This is a genomic window from Novosphingobium aquimarinum, assembly GCF_009746585.1.
Classification (GTDB): Bacteria; Pseudomonadota; Alphaproteobacteria; order Sphingomonadales; family Sphingomonadaceae; genus Novosphingobium; species Novosphingobium aquimarinum.
Map to the genome: position 1 here is coordinate 84,410 of NZ_WRPO01000013.1, position 16,489 is coordinate 100,898.

Consider the following 16,489-nt stretch of genomic DNA (forward strand, 5'->3'; position numbering starts at 1 on the left):
CAATCCAGTTCTAAAGAAACGCTTGGAATCGGATGCGTCCTAACCGATCTGATGACAGACGAATTTCAAATTGAGATACTCATCGATCCCATATCGTGATCCTTCCCGCCCGAGACCGGATTCCTTCACCCCACCGAAAGGCGCGACCTCCGTCGAAATCAGGCCGGTGTTGAGCCCAACCATCCCATATTCAAGAGCCTCACTCACCTTCCAACTGCGCTCAAGGGATTGCGTGTATACATAAGCCGCCAAGCCGCTGTCCGTGGCATTCGCCAAATTGATCGCCTCATCCTCTGTCTGGAAACGGACGAGGCCGGCAAGGGGGCCAAAGGTTTCCTCCCGACATAGGAGAGCATCCGGCGAAACATCTACGAGAACGGTCGGCTCGAAGAAATGGCCTGCCCCGGGCACTCGTCGCCCTCCGGTCAATATCCTGGCACCATGTTTGACGCCGTCTTCGATATGGCTTTCGACCTTTGCAACGGCACGTTCATCGATCAATGGCCCCTGATCCGCGCCGGTCGAAAGACCCGGCCCGACGGCAAGCGCGCGAACACGTGCCGCCAGCTGCCGGGAAAAGGCTTCATAAACGCCGGATTGGACCAGAATGCGATTTGTGCAGACGCAGGTCTGACCTGAATTCCGGAACTTTGATGCTATTGCGCCTTCAACCGCATCGTCGAGTTTCGCATCATCAAAGACAATGAACGGCGCGTTTCCACCCAATTCGAGGGAAACCTTCTTCACGGTGCTCATACAACGGGCGGCGAGCATCTTGCCAACGCCTGTCGAACCAGTGAAGGTGAACTTGCGAACGCGCTTGTCAGCCGTCAGCACATCGCCGATCGGCGCGGGCTGACCGGTCACGATATTGAAAACTCCCGCCGGCACTCCGGCCTGGTCGGCCAGCCACGCCAAAGCGAGCGCTGAAAGCGGCGTCAATTCCGACGGCTTCAGCACCATGGTACAGCCGGCAGCCAGAGCTGGCGCTGCCTTTCGGGTGATCATGGCGAGCGGAAAATTCCAGGGTGTTACAGCGCCTACCACACCCACGGGTTCGCGTCGCACCAGGAGACGGTGGTCGGCCGCATGAGGTGCTAAGACATCTCCGTTCACACGCTTCGCCTCCTCCGCGAACCATTCGATGAACGATGCCGCATACACCACCTCGGCCTTGGCCTCGTGCAACGGTTTGCCTTGCTCGGCCGTCAGAAGGCGCGCCAGATCATCCGTATGGACGAGCACCAGATCATACCAGCGCCGCAAAATCGCGGCCCGCTGCTTGCCTGTAGCTTTTCGCCAATCGGTCAAGGCACGATAGGCCGCGTCGACGGCACCTTCGGCCTCGCGATACCCGAGATCCGGGACCGAGCCGACCAAGGAGCTGTCTGCCGGATTCAAGACGTCGATTCGCGCTTCGCCGTCGATCCATGCGCCATCGACAAAAGCTTGCGCCCGGAGCAGTTTTGGCTCCGCAAGGCTAAGATTCACGTTTGCTATTTCCCTGAAATCCAGTTTGGCATTCCCTAACAAATCCGGCCGATGGATGCCTTCGCGGTATGGACACTCTCATTTGATGAGAAGCCATCCATTCTGATAGCTGATGCATGTAAACGCCCGACGATACTCGCGGAATCTTGATTGCGCGAAACCAGATGAGAAGCGTTAGTCCGGCGTGATAGCGACCAGTTTCGAGACACGCACCGCGCTTCGAGGGCGTCGCGCACCGCTCATCAAGGCATCGTCTGCGATCGCATGGATGCTATAATAGATCAGCGTTGATAGCGCGTGGGGATCATCCACACACCATGCGCCCTCCAGCGTTCCTTGTGAAAGCAGATCGCTGATATAGCCCACAAGCCCGTCGTTCACGGCCACGGATCTGAGCGGCGTATCCCCACTGAAGAAGATCACATCCCGCAACTCGGGCGTGTCCAGATAACTTTCCACCGCCGTCTCGACCAGAAGATCGATCCGCGTGAAAAAATCGTCGGATTCGCAAAGACTGATCCTGCTTTTGACACGGTTCAATATCATGTTGCAGAAGTTGTCCCGAAGTGCCGCACGCAATTCGGTCTTACTTGAAAAATAATGGTAAAGTGTGCCCTTAGCGAGGCCAGTTTCAACGCAAACGTCATCCATCGTCGTCGCGTCATAGCCTCGCTCAACAAACAATCGCCTCGCCGCTTCCAGAATTTCGACGCGCCGAAGCTGAGCCTTCCTCGGACCGGGCGGGGCACCGGCCGGCCGGCGAACTGCGGCCGCGACCCTGCGTCGCCGGTCCCGAACGACCCGTTTCACCTGAACAGTCTAGCTGGCAAGCGGCTCACCCTCCCAAATCTCGGTACCAATTTGCGATTGGGCTTCCTTTGAATAACGAGGTCCCGAAACGGCGCCAAAAGCGAAAAGGGCGTCCACTTGGTCAAACACGACCTCGGAGATGGTCAACGACAGGGTATCCAGAATTTCATCGAGATGATCAATGTTCGTGGTCCCGGGGATCGGAACGACGAAGTCGCGCTTTGAAAGCAGCCAGGCGAGGCAGAGCTGCGCCGGAGTGCAATCTGCAGCCCGGGCCAACCCAGCCATCTGATCATAAAGCCCGAGGTTCCGCGTCAAATGAGGTTCCTGGAACCGCGGCATCGCGGCTCTCAGGTCGCCTTGCTGGAAACCTGCCGTACCCACACTTCCCGCCAACAAGCCGCGAGCCAGAGGCGAGAAGGCGATAAAGCCAATCCCGAGCTCCTCGCAGCAATCGAGTACGGCAAGTTCCACATTGCGCGTCCAGGGCGAATATTCGGTCTGGACAGCTGTCACCGGATGGATCGCATGTACCGCGCGGATCGTTTCTGCCGATACTTCCGACAAACCGATCGTGCGAATTTTTCCTGCCTCCACTGCCCGCGACAGGGCGCCGACCGACTCTTCCATCGGTACCTTCGGATCGAGGCGGTGAAGATAGTAGAGGTCGATGACATCGGTCCTCAATCGTATCAATGCTTCATCCAATGTCTGCGTGATCGCCGCCGCCGAACCGTCGAGACCGCGTTTTCCATTGATCTCGCCAAGCGCGCATTTGCTGGCAAGGACGAAATCCTTGCGGCGATGTCCCAAGGCACGCCCGATCAGCGTCTCATTTGCTCCGAACCCGTAGAGAGCAGCCGTATCGAAGAACGTGACGCCTCTATCCAACGCATGTAACAGTAGCCGTTCAGCTGCTTCAGCCTCGGGACGCGGCTGATACCCATGCGAAAGGTTCATGCAGCCAAGACCAATTGCTGACACGGAAAACGGGCCTAAAGCGCGCTTTGGAAGGGTCGCGGTCATACTATGCTCTTCCTGCCTGTGGTAGCGCGAAGGGATCAGCGGACAAGCTGCGCTTCCAGTTCGCCAAGCACGCGATAGCAATCGAATACGCCGGCGACTGAGGAATTGGGCTCGCGACCCTCGCGGATGGCCGCGACGAACTCACGATCCTGTAACTCGATGCCGTTCATCGACACATCCACCTGGGAAACGTCGATCGGCTCCTCCTTGCCGTTCACCAGGTCGTCGTAGCGCGCGATGTAGGTGCCGTTATCGCAGATATACCGGAAATAAGTGCCGAGCGGTCCGTCATTATTGAACGACAGCGAAAGGGTGCAGATAGCGCCGGTTTCGCTCTTCAATTGGATCGACATATCCATCGCGATCCCAAGTTCCGCATGGATTGGCCCCTGCAGCGCATGTGCCTCGACGATCTTTCCGGCCTGATAGGCGAAAAGGTCCACCGTATGCGCGGCATGATGCCACAGCAGATGGTCCGTCCAGCTACGCGGCTCACCCTTCGCGTTGATGTTCTTGCGGCGAAAAAAATAGGTCTGGACGTCCATCTGCTGGACGTTCAGTTCTCCGGCCCGGATCTTGTTGTGCACATATTGGTGCGACGGATTGAACCGACGGGTGTGGCCCACCATGCAGACCAGACCCGTTTCCTTCTGCTTGGCCAGGACCGCTTGCGCGTCTGCCCAGCTGTCCGCCAGCGGAATCTCTACCTCGACATGCTTGCCTGCCTCCATGCAGGCAATAGCTTGCTTAGCGTGCATCTGCGTAGGCGTGCATAGAATGACCGCATCGACGTCGTCGCGGGCAAGCGTTTCATCGAGTTCTGTAGTGACGTGGCCGACACCGTATTTCTCGGCTATCGCCCGGGTCGGCTCCAGCTCGCGGCCGACCAGCGAAGTGACGGTCACGCCATCGATGTTCTTGAGGCCATCCAGGTGCTTCTCGCCAAAGGCGCCCGCACCAGCCAGTGCAATCCGCATATGTGACATTTCCTTATGTTGGGTTGCTTCGCGAAGCAGCCAGTTGCAGTTCAGCGAGCCCCTGCTCGAGGTCATCAAAGGCCTTGCGTATGCGTCGAGTAGACGCCTGAAAATCAGTCGCTCTCTCGTCTAGCGCCACCGCCGGCCAGCGAGCTTGATGCTCAGCCAGCGCGGCGCGCAAGACCGACAGGTTTTTGCGAAACCGCGACCAGGCAGCCGAAGCACTCGCGTGCGCTTGCCAGTCATTCGTAGAATTGCTGACAAAGCCCAGCTTGCGCGACAATTCGAGCCTCAAACGAACCACTTCCTTCCGCCAGTCAGGCGGTTGGTCCTGGACAACCGAGGCGATCGATTGTTGCGTCTCACGCAGTTCGATCACTCTGGCCTTGAGGTCTTCGAAGTCCACTAGACCTCCGATGACGAACTCTCAGCCGGCCTCAATATGAGATGTCCGACCGCGGTATTGGACGCCGGGACGTGATAGTGCCGATGCAATGGCTTGACCATGCGGCCCAGCGCCCCGCGCATGATGAGCCACATCACCATTTCGATGCCTTCGGAGCCCGTCTCGCGCAGATATTCGATATGGGGAATGGTACGAAGCGTCTCCCCGTCATTTGTGCTCATCAAATCGAGGAAGCGGTTGTCCCATTCCGCATTGATCAGGCCCGCTCGAGGCCCCTGCAACTGGTGGCTCATACCACCCGTACCCCAGACCTGCACGTTGAGATCTTCGGGGAAGCTCGCCACTGCCCGCGCGATCGCCTCGCCCAATTGCCAGCACCGGTTGCCCGATGGCGGCGGATATGTGACCACATTCACGGCAATCGGAATGACCTTTACCGGCCAGGCCTCGGGCTGACCGAACATGAGACTGAGCGGAACGGTCAAGCCGTGGTCGACGTCCATCTCGTTGATGATGGTCATGTCGAACTCGTCCAGGATCAGGCTTTGCGCAATGTGCCAAGCAAGGTCTGCATGCCCGATCACCTCCGGCACCGGCCGCGGTCCCCAGCCTTCATCACAAATACCGTAGCGATCGGCGCAGCCGATCGCGAAAGTGGGGATTATCCGCATGTCGAAAGCCGACGCATGGTCATTGTAGACAATGATGACTACGTCGGGCTTTTCTTCGGCGATCCATTGCTTCGACCAGTCATAGCCGGCAAATACCGGCGCCCAATAAGGCTCGCCCGTCTTGCCGTTGTCGATCGTGGCGCCGATCGCGGGAATATGGCTTGTCGCGACGCCGGCGGAAATGCGGGCCATCACCTTTTCTCCCGAATCGAGCGGACGCCTTCAGGCGAGCGGCCGCCGGCAATCATCATCGCCTGATAGTCCTGGGGGCTCATGCCGGTCATCGTGCCGACGGCCTGTAGGAAGCTGAGCCCATCCGTCGAGAAGACCTTGGCCAGAAAATAGATATTGCCGCCGAGATCGAGGCAGCGATTATAGTCCCGATCCAGAACGGCCTGCTTCTGATCCTCGGTCATCGGCCATTCATCGATATAGGCACGCTCATCGGCTTTCCAGCGCTCACGGTTTTCGGCTTTCATCAGGCTCATCGCGAACTGGTTCATCCAATAGCCCTGCCGGGCACGTTTTGCCGTATAGACCCGCGTGCCGGGGATATCGTCGAACTCGGCCAAATAGGCGTGAATATCCCTTGTTCGACCAGTCACCGCCCATCCTCCCAGGTATAAGACAAAGGGGCTTCCCGAAAGGCGAACCTGTCGAGATGGCTCTCGATTACCCCCCGCAGGGTTTCAGCCTCTTCCGCGCCTGATGTGCGCAGGACGATACGGATACCCTCCGGATCGCTGGTAAAGCTCGCTGAAGCCACGTCAGAAAAGGGGACTAGGCCTTCTCCATCGGCATAGGACGTCTCGAACCGGTGGCTCCAATGCTTGATGAGCTGCTGGACATATTTGTCACCGGAAGCAGTCGAAACGAAGGCTTTCGAAACGAAGCTCACAGCCCTCTCTCCTTCAATCGGGAATCGAGCCGCGGAAAAACCCGGCGGGCGTTCCCTTCGAAGATCGCATGACGCTCCGCGTCGCTGATCACGAGCGCGTCCACATAACGCTTGGTATCGTCGAAATAATGGCCGGTGGTAGGATCGATGCCGCGCACCGCACCGACCATTTCCGAACCGAACAGGATATTCTTGTTGTCGATCACATCGGCCAACAGGTCGACGCCTGGCTGGTGATAGACGCAGGTGTCGAAGAAGATGTTGTTCATCAGATGCGCATCGAGGGCCGGCTTCTTCAGCATGTCGGCCAGGCCCCGGTAACGCCCCCAATGATAGGGGACGGCACCGCCGCCATGCGGGATGATGAAGCGCAAGGTGGGGAAATCCTTGAACAGATCTCCCTCGAGCAACTGCATGAAGGCGATCGTGTCGGCCGCGATGTAGTATCCGCCCGTGGCATGCATCGCGGGATTGCAGCTGCCCGACACGTGGATCATCGCCGGAACGTCCAGCTCCACCATCTTCTCGTAAAAGGGATACCAGTAACGGTCTGTCAGCGGCGGATGCTGGAAATGGCCGCCGCCCGGGTCGGGGTTCAGATTGCACCCGATAAATCCCATATCGACGCAGCGTTCCAGTTCCGCGATGCTGTTCACCATGTCGGCTGCGGGCGATTGCGGCAGCATGCACACGCCAACGAAAGTTTCCGGATAAAGGCCGACCACGCGCGAGATCAGGTCGTTGCAGCGGATCGCCCATTCCTTCGCGACACCGGCATCACCGACATGCGGGGCCATCGCAGACGCCCGGGGAGAGAAGATCGTGAGGTCGGCGCCACGCTCTTTGATCAGGCGAAGCTGGTTGGATTCGATGGTGTCACGGATTTCATCGTCGGAAATCTCCGGATAGGCCGGCGCAGGCACGCCCGCTTTGAAAGCCGCCTTCTGCTCCTCTCGCCAGGCATCGTGCCCCTTGGGCAGCACGGTATAATGACCATGGCAGTCGATAATCAGACTCATGCGGCGTCAACCCTCCCCACTAGTTTGGATTCCAGATCGGTGATTTTCTCGATTTTCGCGGAAAGCCCTTCCGGCGGAGGTGTGACCCCCAATCGACCCAGACGGCGATGCAGCGCGACAGCCTCGCGAGTCATCCCGCTTGCTGCCCCCAACCCTTCGAGCGTGAGCGCAACTTCTTCCATCTCGGCGGCGCGGCGCAGGCCATGAACCATCATCCGGTCGAGATTATAGTCCGCCTTGGCATCCCATTCGGGGCCGAGCGAGCCGAGCACTTCAGCCGTGACCCCTGCCCTTTCCGCCGCGAGCACGCATTCTGCGGTGAGGGCTTCGATACCTTTCACCATCACCGAACGGATCATCTTGATCGCCGAGGCCTGACCGACCTTGTCGCCCACTACCCGGATATTCGTGAAACCCAACCGCTCCAGTGCCGCCGCCGCGTCGCTCCCTCTGACGCCGCTCAGCAACAGCGGTACGGAGAGCTTGGCGGGATTGACCGGCGCCATGACCGCCACGTCCACATACCACCCGCCGGCAGCTTCAATCGTTTGTGCGGCGATGCGCTTGGTTTCAGGCGCCACGCTGTTCATGTCACAGAACATCGCAGCAGGAGCGACCAGCGAGGCGGCGGCGCGCGCGGCCACGACGGCTTGATCTGCCGTCACCAGCGAAAGCACCAGCGGCGAGCGGCTCACCGCATCGGCAAGCGTGTCGCTTCCCGCAACGCCAGCTGCCAGATACTCACGACGCTTGCGGTCGGCGCTGGCCGGATCATCGGTCAAAACGTCGAAGACACGCGCCGAAGTCGACCAGGACCCTGCTTCCGCAAAGCTGCGGCCCGCTTCTCCGAAACCAATCAAAGCGACAGCAATCTGATCCATTTGCCGAGATTAGCGGCAACCGTCCACGCACCGCCAATCGGATTGGCACCTAATGCATTAGAAATTACGAAGTGTGTTCGTCGCGCAGCACTGCGGCCTGTTCCTCGATAACCTCGATCAGAGCAGCCTGTGCCGGCGTAGGCCGCCAATCCGATCGGACGGTCAAACCGATGGTGCGCGACATCGGACGCACCGGGCCTGCAATTCTCACGAGCCACCCCGCCTCCAGTTCCACACTGACCTGATCGGGCGACAGCAGAGTGAGGAAATCGCTTTCGACAAGAATTTGCCGGACGATCATGACTGAGCCGCATTCCATCGGCACGCGTGGTGGCGTAACGCCGACCTCCTCGAACATCGACTGCCAATGCGCCCTTAACGGCGTACCAGCCGCGGCCACGATCCATGGATACCGCGCGAGCGCCGCAATCGTCGGGGGCCGGCGGGCCTGCGCCAGCGGGTGGTGCGCGCCGGCAAGAATGATGAGCGGATCGTCGAAAAGTTCTCTCTGTGCCATATCTGCCGATATATTTGTCCTCGCCGCACCGACCATCATATCGATATCGCCGTCACGCAGCGGCCCCGTCAGCTCGGCATAGGAGCCCTCCATGATGACGATATCGATATCCGGCTTCGCGCGATGAAACGCTGCGACGGCGCTCGGTAACAGGCGCGCACGCGAAAGCGGCATCGCTCCGATCGTGATGCGCCCTCTTTCGTGGCCTCGCAATGCGGCCAGCTCAATATCCGCCGATCGAAGCTCGGCAAGCGCGAGCCGGAAATTGCGCGCCATCGCCAAGCCGCGCGCCGTCAGGACAACACCCTTGCCGCGCCGCCTCACAAGATCCTGTCCCAAAGCGAGCGAAAGGTCGCTCACCGCCCGATGCAGCGATGCTTCGCTCAGACCCATGGCCGTCGCAGCATTTGCATAACTTCCCGCTCGCGATAAGCCGAGAAAAGCGGAAACCTGCGCCGCCGTCGCGCGCGTTTGCCCCAGAAGCCGAATGATCGCGGTAGCGCGCGGCGCCAGGATTCGTGCCTCATCCGTGGGGATCATGCGGCGCGGCTGCCGTTCGAAAAGCGGCACCCCGAACCGCAACTCCAGCTTGGCGATTCCCTGCGTCACTGCAGGCTGGGTAAGGTGAACCTCACGCGCGGCTGCCGTCACGCTTCCACTTTCCATGATCGCCAGAAAGGCGCGCAGATGCCGCAGATTCACGTCCAGCCGTTCCATGCTGCACGATTAGCAAATTCTTATTCATCGGGCAAAGAACGGATTTGCTGCAAGGACGGAACGGCGCGCATTCTCCCAGTTATCGTTGCCAAGGAGAGCGTTGTGTCGGGTTTAGTCGTCCAATCTATCGAGCGAGCGGAAGCGCCGGTAATCGACGCCCTCGCCTCTTGCGGCGTTGCGACGGTCCATGAAGCGCAAGGCCGCACAGGGCTGCTCGCCTCCCGCATGCGCCCGATCTATGCAGGCGCCCGTATCGCGGGCTCGGCGGTCACCATCTCCGCGCCTCCCGGGGACAACTGGATGGTGCATGTCGCCATCGAGCAGCTGCAGCCCGGCGACATTCTCGTGCTCGCCCCCACCTCGCCTTGCGAAGACGGCTATTTCGGAGACCTTCTCGCCACCTCGGCGATGGCACGGGGTTGCCGGGGGCTGGTAATCGATGCGGGGGTACGTGACGTGCGCGATCTGACGGCCATGGGCTTTCCTGTCTGGTCGAAGGCCATCTTCGCACAGGGTACGGTGAAGGCGACGCTGGGATCGGTCAATGTCCCCGTCGTTTGCGCAGACGCCGTGATCCGTCCCGGTGACGTGATCATTGCAGATGACGATGGGGTCTGTGTGGTCGAGCGCGAACGCGCCGCCGACGTGTTGGCAAAGGCCCAGGCACGCGAAGCCAATGAGGAAACGAAGCGTCAACGGCTCGCTGCCGGGGAACTCGGCCTCGACATTTACGATATGCGTGGCCGCCTCGCCGAAATGGGCCTGAAATATGTCTGACCCCACCCGCGTCATGTGGATGCGTGGCGGCACATCCAAAGGGGGCTATTTCCTCAAAGATGACCTCCCTGCCGATATCGCGGCACGCGACGCCTTCCTGCTCCGCGCGATGGGATCGCCCGATCCCCGCCAGATCGACGGGATGGGCGGGTCGGATCCCTTGACAAGCAAGGTGGCCGTGATCTCGAAATCCGAGCGTCCCGGCATCGATGTCGACTATCTGTTTCTTCAGGTATTCGTCGACAAGCCTATCGTTACCGATGCACAAAATTGCGGCAATATCCTGGCCGGCGTCGGTCCGTTCGCGATCGAACGCGGATTGGTGCCGGCACAGGACAGCGAGACGCGTGTCACCATCTACATGATGAACACCGGCCAGATTGCCGTGGCGACAATCGAAACACCGTCAGGGCGCGTGCGCTATGACGGGGCGGCAAGGATCGACGGCGTACCGGGCACGGCGGCTCCGATCCCGCTAGAGTTCCGCGAAACGGCAGGCTCATCCTGCGGCGCGCTGCTGCCTACCGGAAATGCCTGTGACATCGTGAACGGCGTGCCGGTCACGTTGATCGACAACGGCATGCCCTGCGTCGTGATGAAGGCCGAAGACGTCGGTGCGGCCGGCTACGAGAGTCGTGACGAGCTGGACGGCGCCAGCGATCTCAAGGCACGGATCGAGGCGATCCGCCTTGCCGTCGGCGAACGAATGAACCTCGGCGACGTGCGCGAGAAATCCGTACCCAAGATGATGCTGGTTGCACCACCGCGCGACGGAGGCGCCGTCACGGTACGCAGCTTCATCCCCCACCGCGCACATGCCTCGATCGGTGTTCTCGGCGCGGTCAGCGTCGCCACCGCCTGCTTGATCGAGGGATCGCCCGCCGCGCAGGTCGCGTCAATCCCAGGCGGTGCCCGCAAGACCCTGTCGGTGGAGCATCCTACCGGCGAGATGAGCTGCGTCATGGAGACGGATGCAGACGGCCAGGTCACCAGCGCCGCCATCTTGCGTACCGCGCGCAAGCTTATGGATGGAGAGATTTTCGCATGAGTCGTATCGTAAGCTGGCACGCCGATCCCTCACGCCCGCGGTTTGTACCACCCGCCGGCGCGGTCGATGCGCACTGCCATGTCTTCGGACCGATGGCGCAGTTCCCCTTCAGCGCGAAGGCCAAATATCTTCCCGAAGATGCCGGGCCGGACATGTTGTTCGCGTTGCGCGACAGGCTCGGTTTCTCCCGCAACGTCATCGTGCAGGCCAGTTGCCACGGCACGGACAACAGTGCGACGCTGGATGCAATCGCAAAATCCGATGGACGCGCGCGCGGGGTAGCGGTTGTCGATCCAGCCATCAGCGATGCCGAACTTGAAAACCTGCACCAAGGCGGCATTCGCGGCGTGCGGTTCAACTTCCTGAAACGGTTGGTCGACGATGCGCCCAAGGACAAATTCCTTGAGGTCGCCCGTCGCATCCAGGGCCTCGGCTGGCATGTCGTCGTCTATTTCGAGGCGGATATCCTGGAAGAACTCCGTTCGTTCCTCGACGCCATCCCTACGCTGATCGTCGTCGACCATATGGGGCGGCCCGATGTCACGCAAGGACCGGATGGACCGGATATGCGTGTCTTCCGGGCACTCCTCGACAGCCGCGACGATATCTGGACCAAGGTGACCTGTCCCGACCGCCTCGATGGCAGCGGCCCGCCATGGGATGCTTTCGCACAGGCCGTGCGCCCCCTTGTCGAAGACTATCCGGATCGCGTCCTGTGGGGCACCGACTGGCCGCACCCGAACATGCAAGATGCAATTTCGGACGATGGCGCGCTGGTCGATATGATCCCCCGCATCGCACCGACGCCTGAGTTGCAACATCGCCTGCTCGTGGACAACCCGGCCAGACTCTACTGGCATGATTAAAGCATGGATGCTGTCACCGTCGAAACGGGGGCATGCGCTTCATTGGCATGGAGATCGATAGCCGCCAACCAGTCTGAACCAGGCTGCGGCGGTTCCGCAGTTGAGTTCACGCAGACGGAGGGCGGGCATAGAGGGGGATACCTTATGACCGTCACGACATCGAAAGCCGAAAGCGCAGGCTGGGGCTCAATCTTTCTTGTCTATTGTTACGGTCTGCTTGCCATAGCGTCCGCCGGCAAGATGGCGCCGATCGCAGCGGATATGGGCAAGGCGCTCGGCTCTTCTCCGCAGGAGATCGGCTGGATTATCGGTCTCCTGTTCATTGCTCCCACACTCGGCTCAACCCTGGGCGGGTCAGCAGTCGATAGGTACGGTGCTCGGCCCATGCTCGCTGGCGCATGTGTGCTCATCGTGATCGCAAACGCCATTTGCTACATAAGCGACAGCTTGGGCCTGATCGAAGCGGCACGTCTGATCGAAGGTATCGGCTTTGTAGCGATCACCGCTGCCGCTCCTTCGCTCCTCATCATGACTACATCGGGAAAACGGCAAACCGGGGCCATGGCGCTCTGGTCGACCTATTTCGCCGCAGGCATAAGCGCCGGTCTGCTCCTTGCCGCTCCATTCTCCGCAACCGAACACTGGCGTCTGCCATTCGTCATTCATGGTGCGGCGGCAGCCGGCCTTGCCCTTTCCGTCGGCTTGCTCCCGGTGCCTGGACAGACGTCCCGCGGAACCGCTGGCAACGACGACGCCTTGCGGGCGGTGATCGGAGAATCGGGCGTACTCCGGTTGGCGGCCGCATTCGCGATACTCACCATCGCTGGTTTTGGCGTCAATATCGTCATGCCTCAATACATGGCCAAGACTCTTGGTGTTTCCGTATCCATGGGATCTGCTGCCGTAGCGATCTCGAATATCGCCAGTATCTGCGGAGGGATATTGACCGGCTTTCTTCTCTCCCGCGGTCACTCGTTCAAGCTCGTTGCCGCAACCATATCCGTCTTAGCCTGTATGGCGAGCATCTCTCTTTTCCTGCCTCAATCGAGCGTAACCTTAACGATTGTGAGCTTGATGGTCTGGGGTTTCGCCACGCCTGGTACGATGGTGGCGGTGGTCATGATCATGATTCCACGCGTTCTCAAGAACACCGCTATTGTTGGCCTGGCTAACGGTGTTGTCGTCCAGAGCGGCTCTGCCGCCGCGTTCTTCGTACCCGCAATTTACTTCTCTTTACTGGCCAATGGTATCTGGTGGTACTTTGCCCTTCTCGGCCTGGCCTGCGTCATCTTTGCTTTGATAACACTCCTTACCATCCAGCCGACGGGCGGCATGATCGACGATGGTGCAAATATCCACTAACGCCATCTGAACACATGAACCGCCAGTCGCGGAAATGGTGGGGAGGATTGGAGATGGCTGTGCGGGAATGGGACGGGAGTATGATCGGAAAGGGTAGCGCACCCCTATACGAACCTATCCAACCGCTGGGCGCATGACGTGCTCTCCGGCAATTACTAAAGACGAATGCACATGTGCGTGCGACCGATAGTGCTGGCCGCCGGCCGTTCGAGCCGGATGGGCTTCGACAAGCTCCGGACCAATCTGGGCGGACGGCCAGTGCTGGCGCATATCGTCGATACAATCGAACAGGCGGGTTTACCGCCGCCTCATATCGTAACGGACGCGGATGCCGCTGAACTCAGGGATATCCTTGGGAAGCGCGAACTATGCCAGACCCGAGCTTCCGACGCCCGTCGGGGAATGGCCCATTCATTGATCGCTGGGATCTCCGCGCTGCCGCAAGATACGCGTGCTGCGATCATTTGTCTGGGCGACATGCCATTTGTCCCGGCAAGCCTCTTGCAAAGGATGGCTCAGCAAGCGACCCCATCGACGATTTTGGTTCCTATAAGCGATGGGCGAAGGGGGAATCCGATCACATGGGGTTCTGATTTTTTCCCCGCGCTGCTGAATCTCTCAGGTGATACTGTGGATCGGCGTGCAAAAAGGACCCCGTTAGCGGGGTGATCGGCGTCTAAAAGGGACCCCTCATTTCGATGGTTTAAGCAGCCGGCTGGATTTTCAGGCGGCGAGATCGGGATGTTGATTTTGGAGACAGTGGTTCGGATTCGGCGCGAGTATGCCGGCGGCAAGGCGATCAAGGCGATCGCGCGGGATTTGCATGTGTCGCGGAAGGTGATCCGCAAGGCGATCCGGGCGCCGGAAGGCGCATTCGACTATCAGCGCAAGGTTCAGCCACTGCCTAGGATCGGGCCGTTTCAGGATCGCCTGAACACACTGCTGGAAGAGAACGAGGTGCGCGGCAGGCGCGAGCGACTGCGGATGACGCGGATACATGATCTGCTGGAGCGCGAAGGTTTTGAGGGTTCCTACGATGCCGTTCGGCGCTACGCGGCGCGCTGGAAGGCCGACCGGCGCAAGGATGCCGGCGATGGTGTCACCGCCTTCATCCCGCTGATGTTCAAGCCGGGCGAGGCCTACCAGTTCGACTGGAGCCATGAGGATGTGGAGATCGCCGGCAAGCCGATGCGCGTGAAGGTTGCGCATATGCGGCTGTGTGCATCGCGGGCGGTCTATGTCCGGGCCTATCCGCGCGAGAGTCAGGAGATGCTGTTCGACGCGCATGCGCGCGGCTTTGCTTTCTTCGGCGGCGTGCCGGGCCGCGGCATCTACGATAATATGAAGACGGCGGTGACGAGCGTGTTCACGGGGAAGGAGCGGGTCTTCAACCGGCGGTTCCTGATCATGACCGACCATTATATGGTCGAGCCCACCGCCTGCTCGCCGGCGGCGGGATGGGAGAAGGGCCAGGTCGAGAACCAGGTGCAGACGATCCGGGGCCGCTTCTTCCAACCCCGGTTGCGGTTCGCCAGCCTCGACGAGCTCAATGGCTGGCTGGAGGCCGAGTGCCAGCGCTGGGCGGAACGACAGGCACACCCGGAACAGGGCGAGCTGACCGTGGCGCAGGCGCTGGAGATCGAGCGATCGGCACTGCAGCCGATGCTGGGACCGTTCGACGGCTTTAACGAGAGCGAGCATGCGGTGACGGGCACCTGCCTGATCAGCTTCGATCGCAACCGCTACTCGGTTCTCTCGACGGTGGCGCGGCGGACGGTGCAGGTCCGGGCCTATGCCGACCGCATTGTCGTGCGCTGCGGCGAGGAGGTTGTCGCCGAGCATCCCCGCTACTTCGGGCGCAACCGCACGATCTATGACCCCTGGCATTATCTGCCGGTACTGGCCCGCAAGCCCGGAGCGCTGCGGAACGGCGCGCCCTTCCAGGACTGGGATCTGCCGCCGGCGCTGGCGCGCCTGCGCCGCAAGCTTGGCAATGGCGACGATGCCGACCGCCGGTTCGTCCGTGTGCTGTCGGCCGTGCTGACCGATGGTCTGGAGCCGGTCGAAGCGGCCGTCCGCGAGGCATTGGCGACCGGCACGGCGAGCGACGACCTGATCCTCAACATCCTGGCGCGGCGCCGCGAACCGCCGCGACCGCTCACCATCATCACCTCCGAAGACAGCGCCTTGCGCCATCCGCCGATCGCCGACTGCGCCCGTTACGACCAGCTGAGGACCTTCGATGCAGCGGCATGACATGATCGAGGCGATGCGCGGGCTTGGGCTCAAGGGCATGGCGGGCGCGTTCGACGATGCGGTCACCACCGGCCTTCAGCGCCAGCGCACCACGATGGAGATACTGACCGACCTTCTGCGCGCGGAAGCAACACATCGCCATGCTGCCTCGATCCGATACCGGATGGCGGCCGCCCGGCTGCCGGTCGTGAAGGATATCGATGCGTTCCGGTTCGAGGGCACGCCGATCAACGAGGGGCTGGTGCGTTCGCTGCACAGTGGCGCGTTCCTGCCCGCTCGGCGCAACATCGTCCTGGTCGGCGGCACGGGCACCGGCAAAACCCACCTGGCCATCGCCATCGCCGCCAATGTCGTTCGCTCGGGTGCGCGAGGCCGCTACTTCAACACCGTCGATCTGGTGACCCGCCTCGAAGAGGAGGCCAGGATCGGCAAGAGCGGCGCTCTCGCCGCCCAGCTATCCCGCCTCGACCTGATCGTGCTCGACGAACTGGGATATCTGCCGTTCGCCCGCTCGGGCGGCCAGTTGCTGTTCCACCTGATCAGCAAGCTCTACGAGCAGACCAGCGTCATCATCACCACCAACCTCGCGTTCGGCGAATGGCCCACCGTGTTCGGCGATCCCAAGATGACCACCGCGCTCCTTGATCGCGTCACCCACCATTGCGACATCGTCGAGACCGGCAATGACAGCTGGCGCTTCAAAAACCGCAGCTGATCGCCCCCACCGACCTCCGATTAAAAGATGCTTTGCGCTGCGCGCGCCTCCG

General features: G+C 60.7%; 18 protein-coding genes. 7 read left to right on the plus strand and 11 right to left on the minus strand.

The window, feature by feature from the left end:
• Positions 1–39 precede the first annotated feature (39 nt).
• The 11 genes from GQO94_RS13675 to GQO94_RS13725 all read right to left on the minus strand — a co-directional run bounded on the left by GQO94_RS13675 (position 40) and on the right by GQO94_RS13725 (position 9,413).
• A complete protein-coding gene (locus tag GQO94_RS13675) occupies positions 40–1,491 on the minus strand; it encodes an NAD-dependent succinate-semialdehyde dehydrogenase (RefSeq protein WP_017184799.1) in 1,452 nt (483 codons plus the stop codon).
• Positions 1,492–1,665: 174 nt separating this feature from the next.
• The gene (locus GQO94_RS13680) at positions 1,666–2,301 is read right to left on the minus strand and encodes a TetR/AcrR family transcriptional regulator (RefSeq protein ID WP_081095131.1); all 636 of its coding nucleotides are present in this window, start codon (positions 2,299–2,301) and stop codon (positions 1,666–1,668) included.
• A 9-nt stretch (positions 2,302–2,310) separates the two neighbouring features.
• On the minus strand, positions 2,311–3,327 hold the full coding sequence (locus GQO94_RS13685) for an aldo/keto reductase (protein WP_026002705.1): 1,017 nt from the start codon (positions 3,325–3,327) through the stop codon (positions 2,311–2,313).
• 35 nt (positions 3,328–3,362) lie between these two features.
• Positions 3,363–4,304, minus strand: coding sequence for a Gfo/Idh/MocA family oxidoreductase (locus GQO94_RS13690; RefSeq protein ID WP_017184802.1), 942 nt, complete (start codon positions 4,302–4,304; stop codon positions 3,363–3,365).
• 13 nt (positions 4,305–4,317) lie between these two features.
• Positions 4,318–4,710 (minus strand): hypothetical protein, encoded by a 393-nt coding sequence (locus GQO94_RS13695; RefSeq protein ID WP_017184803.1) that lies wholly within the window; start codon positions 4,708–4,710, stop codon positions 4,318–4,320.
• Positions 4,710–5,573: a class III extradiol dioxygenase subunit beta gene (locus GQO94_RS13700; protein ID WP_017184804.1), complete on the minus strand. Its 864-nt coding sequence runs from the start codon at positions 5,571–5,573 to the stop codon at positions 4,710–4,712. The genes GQO94_RS13695 and GQO94_RS13700 overlap by 1 nt, the downstream gene beginning before the upstream one ends.
• Positions 5,573–5,986: a protocatechuate 4,5-dioxygenase subunit alpha gene (ligA, locus tag GQO94_RS13705; RefSeq protein ID WP_026002706.1), complete on the minus strand. Its 414-nt coding sequence runs from the start codon at positions 5,984–5,986 to the stop codon at positions 5,573–5,575. The genes GQO94_RS13700 and ligA overlap by 1 nt, the downstream gene beginning before the upstream one ends.
• Positions 5,983–6,279: a DUF2218 domain-containing protein gene (locus GQO94_RS13710; protein WP_017184806.1), complete on the minus strand. Its 297-nt coding sequence runs from the start codon at positions 6,277–6,279 to the stop codon at positions 5,983–5,985. Before GQO94_RS13710 ends, ligA begins: the two co-directional genes overlap by 4 nt.
• The gene (locus GQO94_RS13715; protein ID WP_017184807.1) at positions 6,276–7,298 is read right to left on the minus strand and encodes an amidohydrolase family protein; all 1,023 of its coding nucleotides are present in this window, start codon (positions 7,296–7,298) and stop codon (positions 6,276–6,278) included. Before GQO94_RS13715 ends, GQO94_RS13710 begins: the two co-directional genes overlap by 4 nt.
• A complete protein-coding gene (locus GQO94_RS13720; protein ID WP_017184808.1) occupies positions 7,295–8,179 on the minus strand; it encodes an NAD(P)-dependent oxidoreductase in 885 nt (294 codons plus the stop codon). Before GQO94_RS13720 ends, GQO94_RS13715 begins: the two co-directional genes overlap by 4 nt.
• A 64-nt stretch (positions 8,180–8,243) precedes the next feature.
• Entirely contained in the window at positions 8,244–9,413 is a 1,170-nt protein-coding gene (locus GQO94_RS13725) for a LysR substrate-binding domain-containing protein (protein WP_017184809.1), read from the minus strand.
• A 102-nt stretch (positions 9,414–9,515) separates the two neighbouring features.
• Between GQO94_RS13725 and ligK the strand changes: the two genes are divergently transcribed.
• The 7 genes from ligK (at position 9,516) to istB (ending at position 16,437) form a co-directional block, all read left to right on the plus strand.
• The gene (gene ligK, locus GQO94_RS13730; RefSeq protein ID WP_026002707.1) at positions 9,516–10,190 is read left to right on the plus strand and encodes a 4-carboxy-4-hydroxy-2-oxoadipate aldolase/oxaloacetate decarboxylase; all 675 of its coding nucleotides are present in this window, start codon (positions 9,516–9,518) and stop codon (positions 10,188–10,190) included.
• On the plus strand, positions 10,183–11,238 hold the full coding sequence (locus GQO94_RS13735; protein ID WP_026002708.1) for a 4-oxalomesaconate tautomerase: 1,056 nt from the start codon (positions 10,183–10,185) through the stop codon (positions 11,236–11,238). Before ligK ends, GQO94_RS13735 begins: the two co-directional genes overlap by 8 nt.
• Positions 11,235–12,104: an amidohydrolase family protein gene (locus tag GQO94_RS13740; protein WP_026002709.1), complete on the plus strand. Its 870-nt coding sequence runs from the start codon at positions 11,235–11,237 to the stop codon at positions 12,102–12,104. The genes GQO94_RS13735 and GQO94_RS13740 overlap by 4 nt, the downstream gene beginning before the upstream one ends.
• 144 nt (positions 12,105–12,248) lie before the next feature.
• Positions 12,249–13,466: an MFS transporter gene (locus tag GQO94_RS13745; RefSeq protein WP_017184813.1), complete on the plus strand. Its 1,218-nt coding sequence runs from the start codon at positions 12,249–12,251 to the stop codon at positions 13,464–13,466.
• A 171-nt stretch (positions 13,467–13,637) separates the two neighbouring features.
• Positions 13,638–14,135 (plus strand): nucleotidyltransferase family protein, encoded by a 498-nt coding sequence (locus tag GQO94_RS21410; RefSeq protein WP_408636633.1) that lies wholly within the window; start codon positions 13,638–13,640, stop codon positions 14,133–14,135.
• 72 nt (positions 14,136–14,207) lie between these two features.
• Complete coding sequence (gene istA / locus GQO94_RS13755; RefSeq protein ID WP_041378971.1) at positions 14,208–15,722, plus strand: IS21 family transposase; 1,515 nt, start codon at positions 14,208–14,210, stop codon at positions 15,720–15,722.
• Positions 15,709–16,437 carry an IS21-like element helper ATPase IstB gene (gene istB / locus GQO94_RS13760; RefSeq protein ID WP_011950403.1) on the plus strand — a complete coding sequence of 243 codons (729 nt, stop codon included), beginning with the start codon at positions 15,709–15,711 and terminating at the stop codon, positions 16,435–16,437. The genes istA and istB overlap by 14 nt, the downstream gene beginning before the upstream one ends.
• Positions 16,438–16,489: the final 52 nt, after the last annotated feature.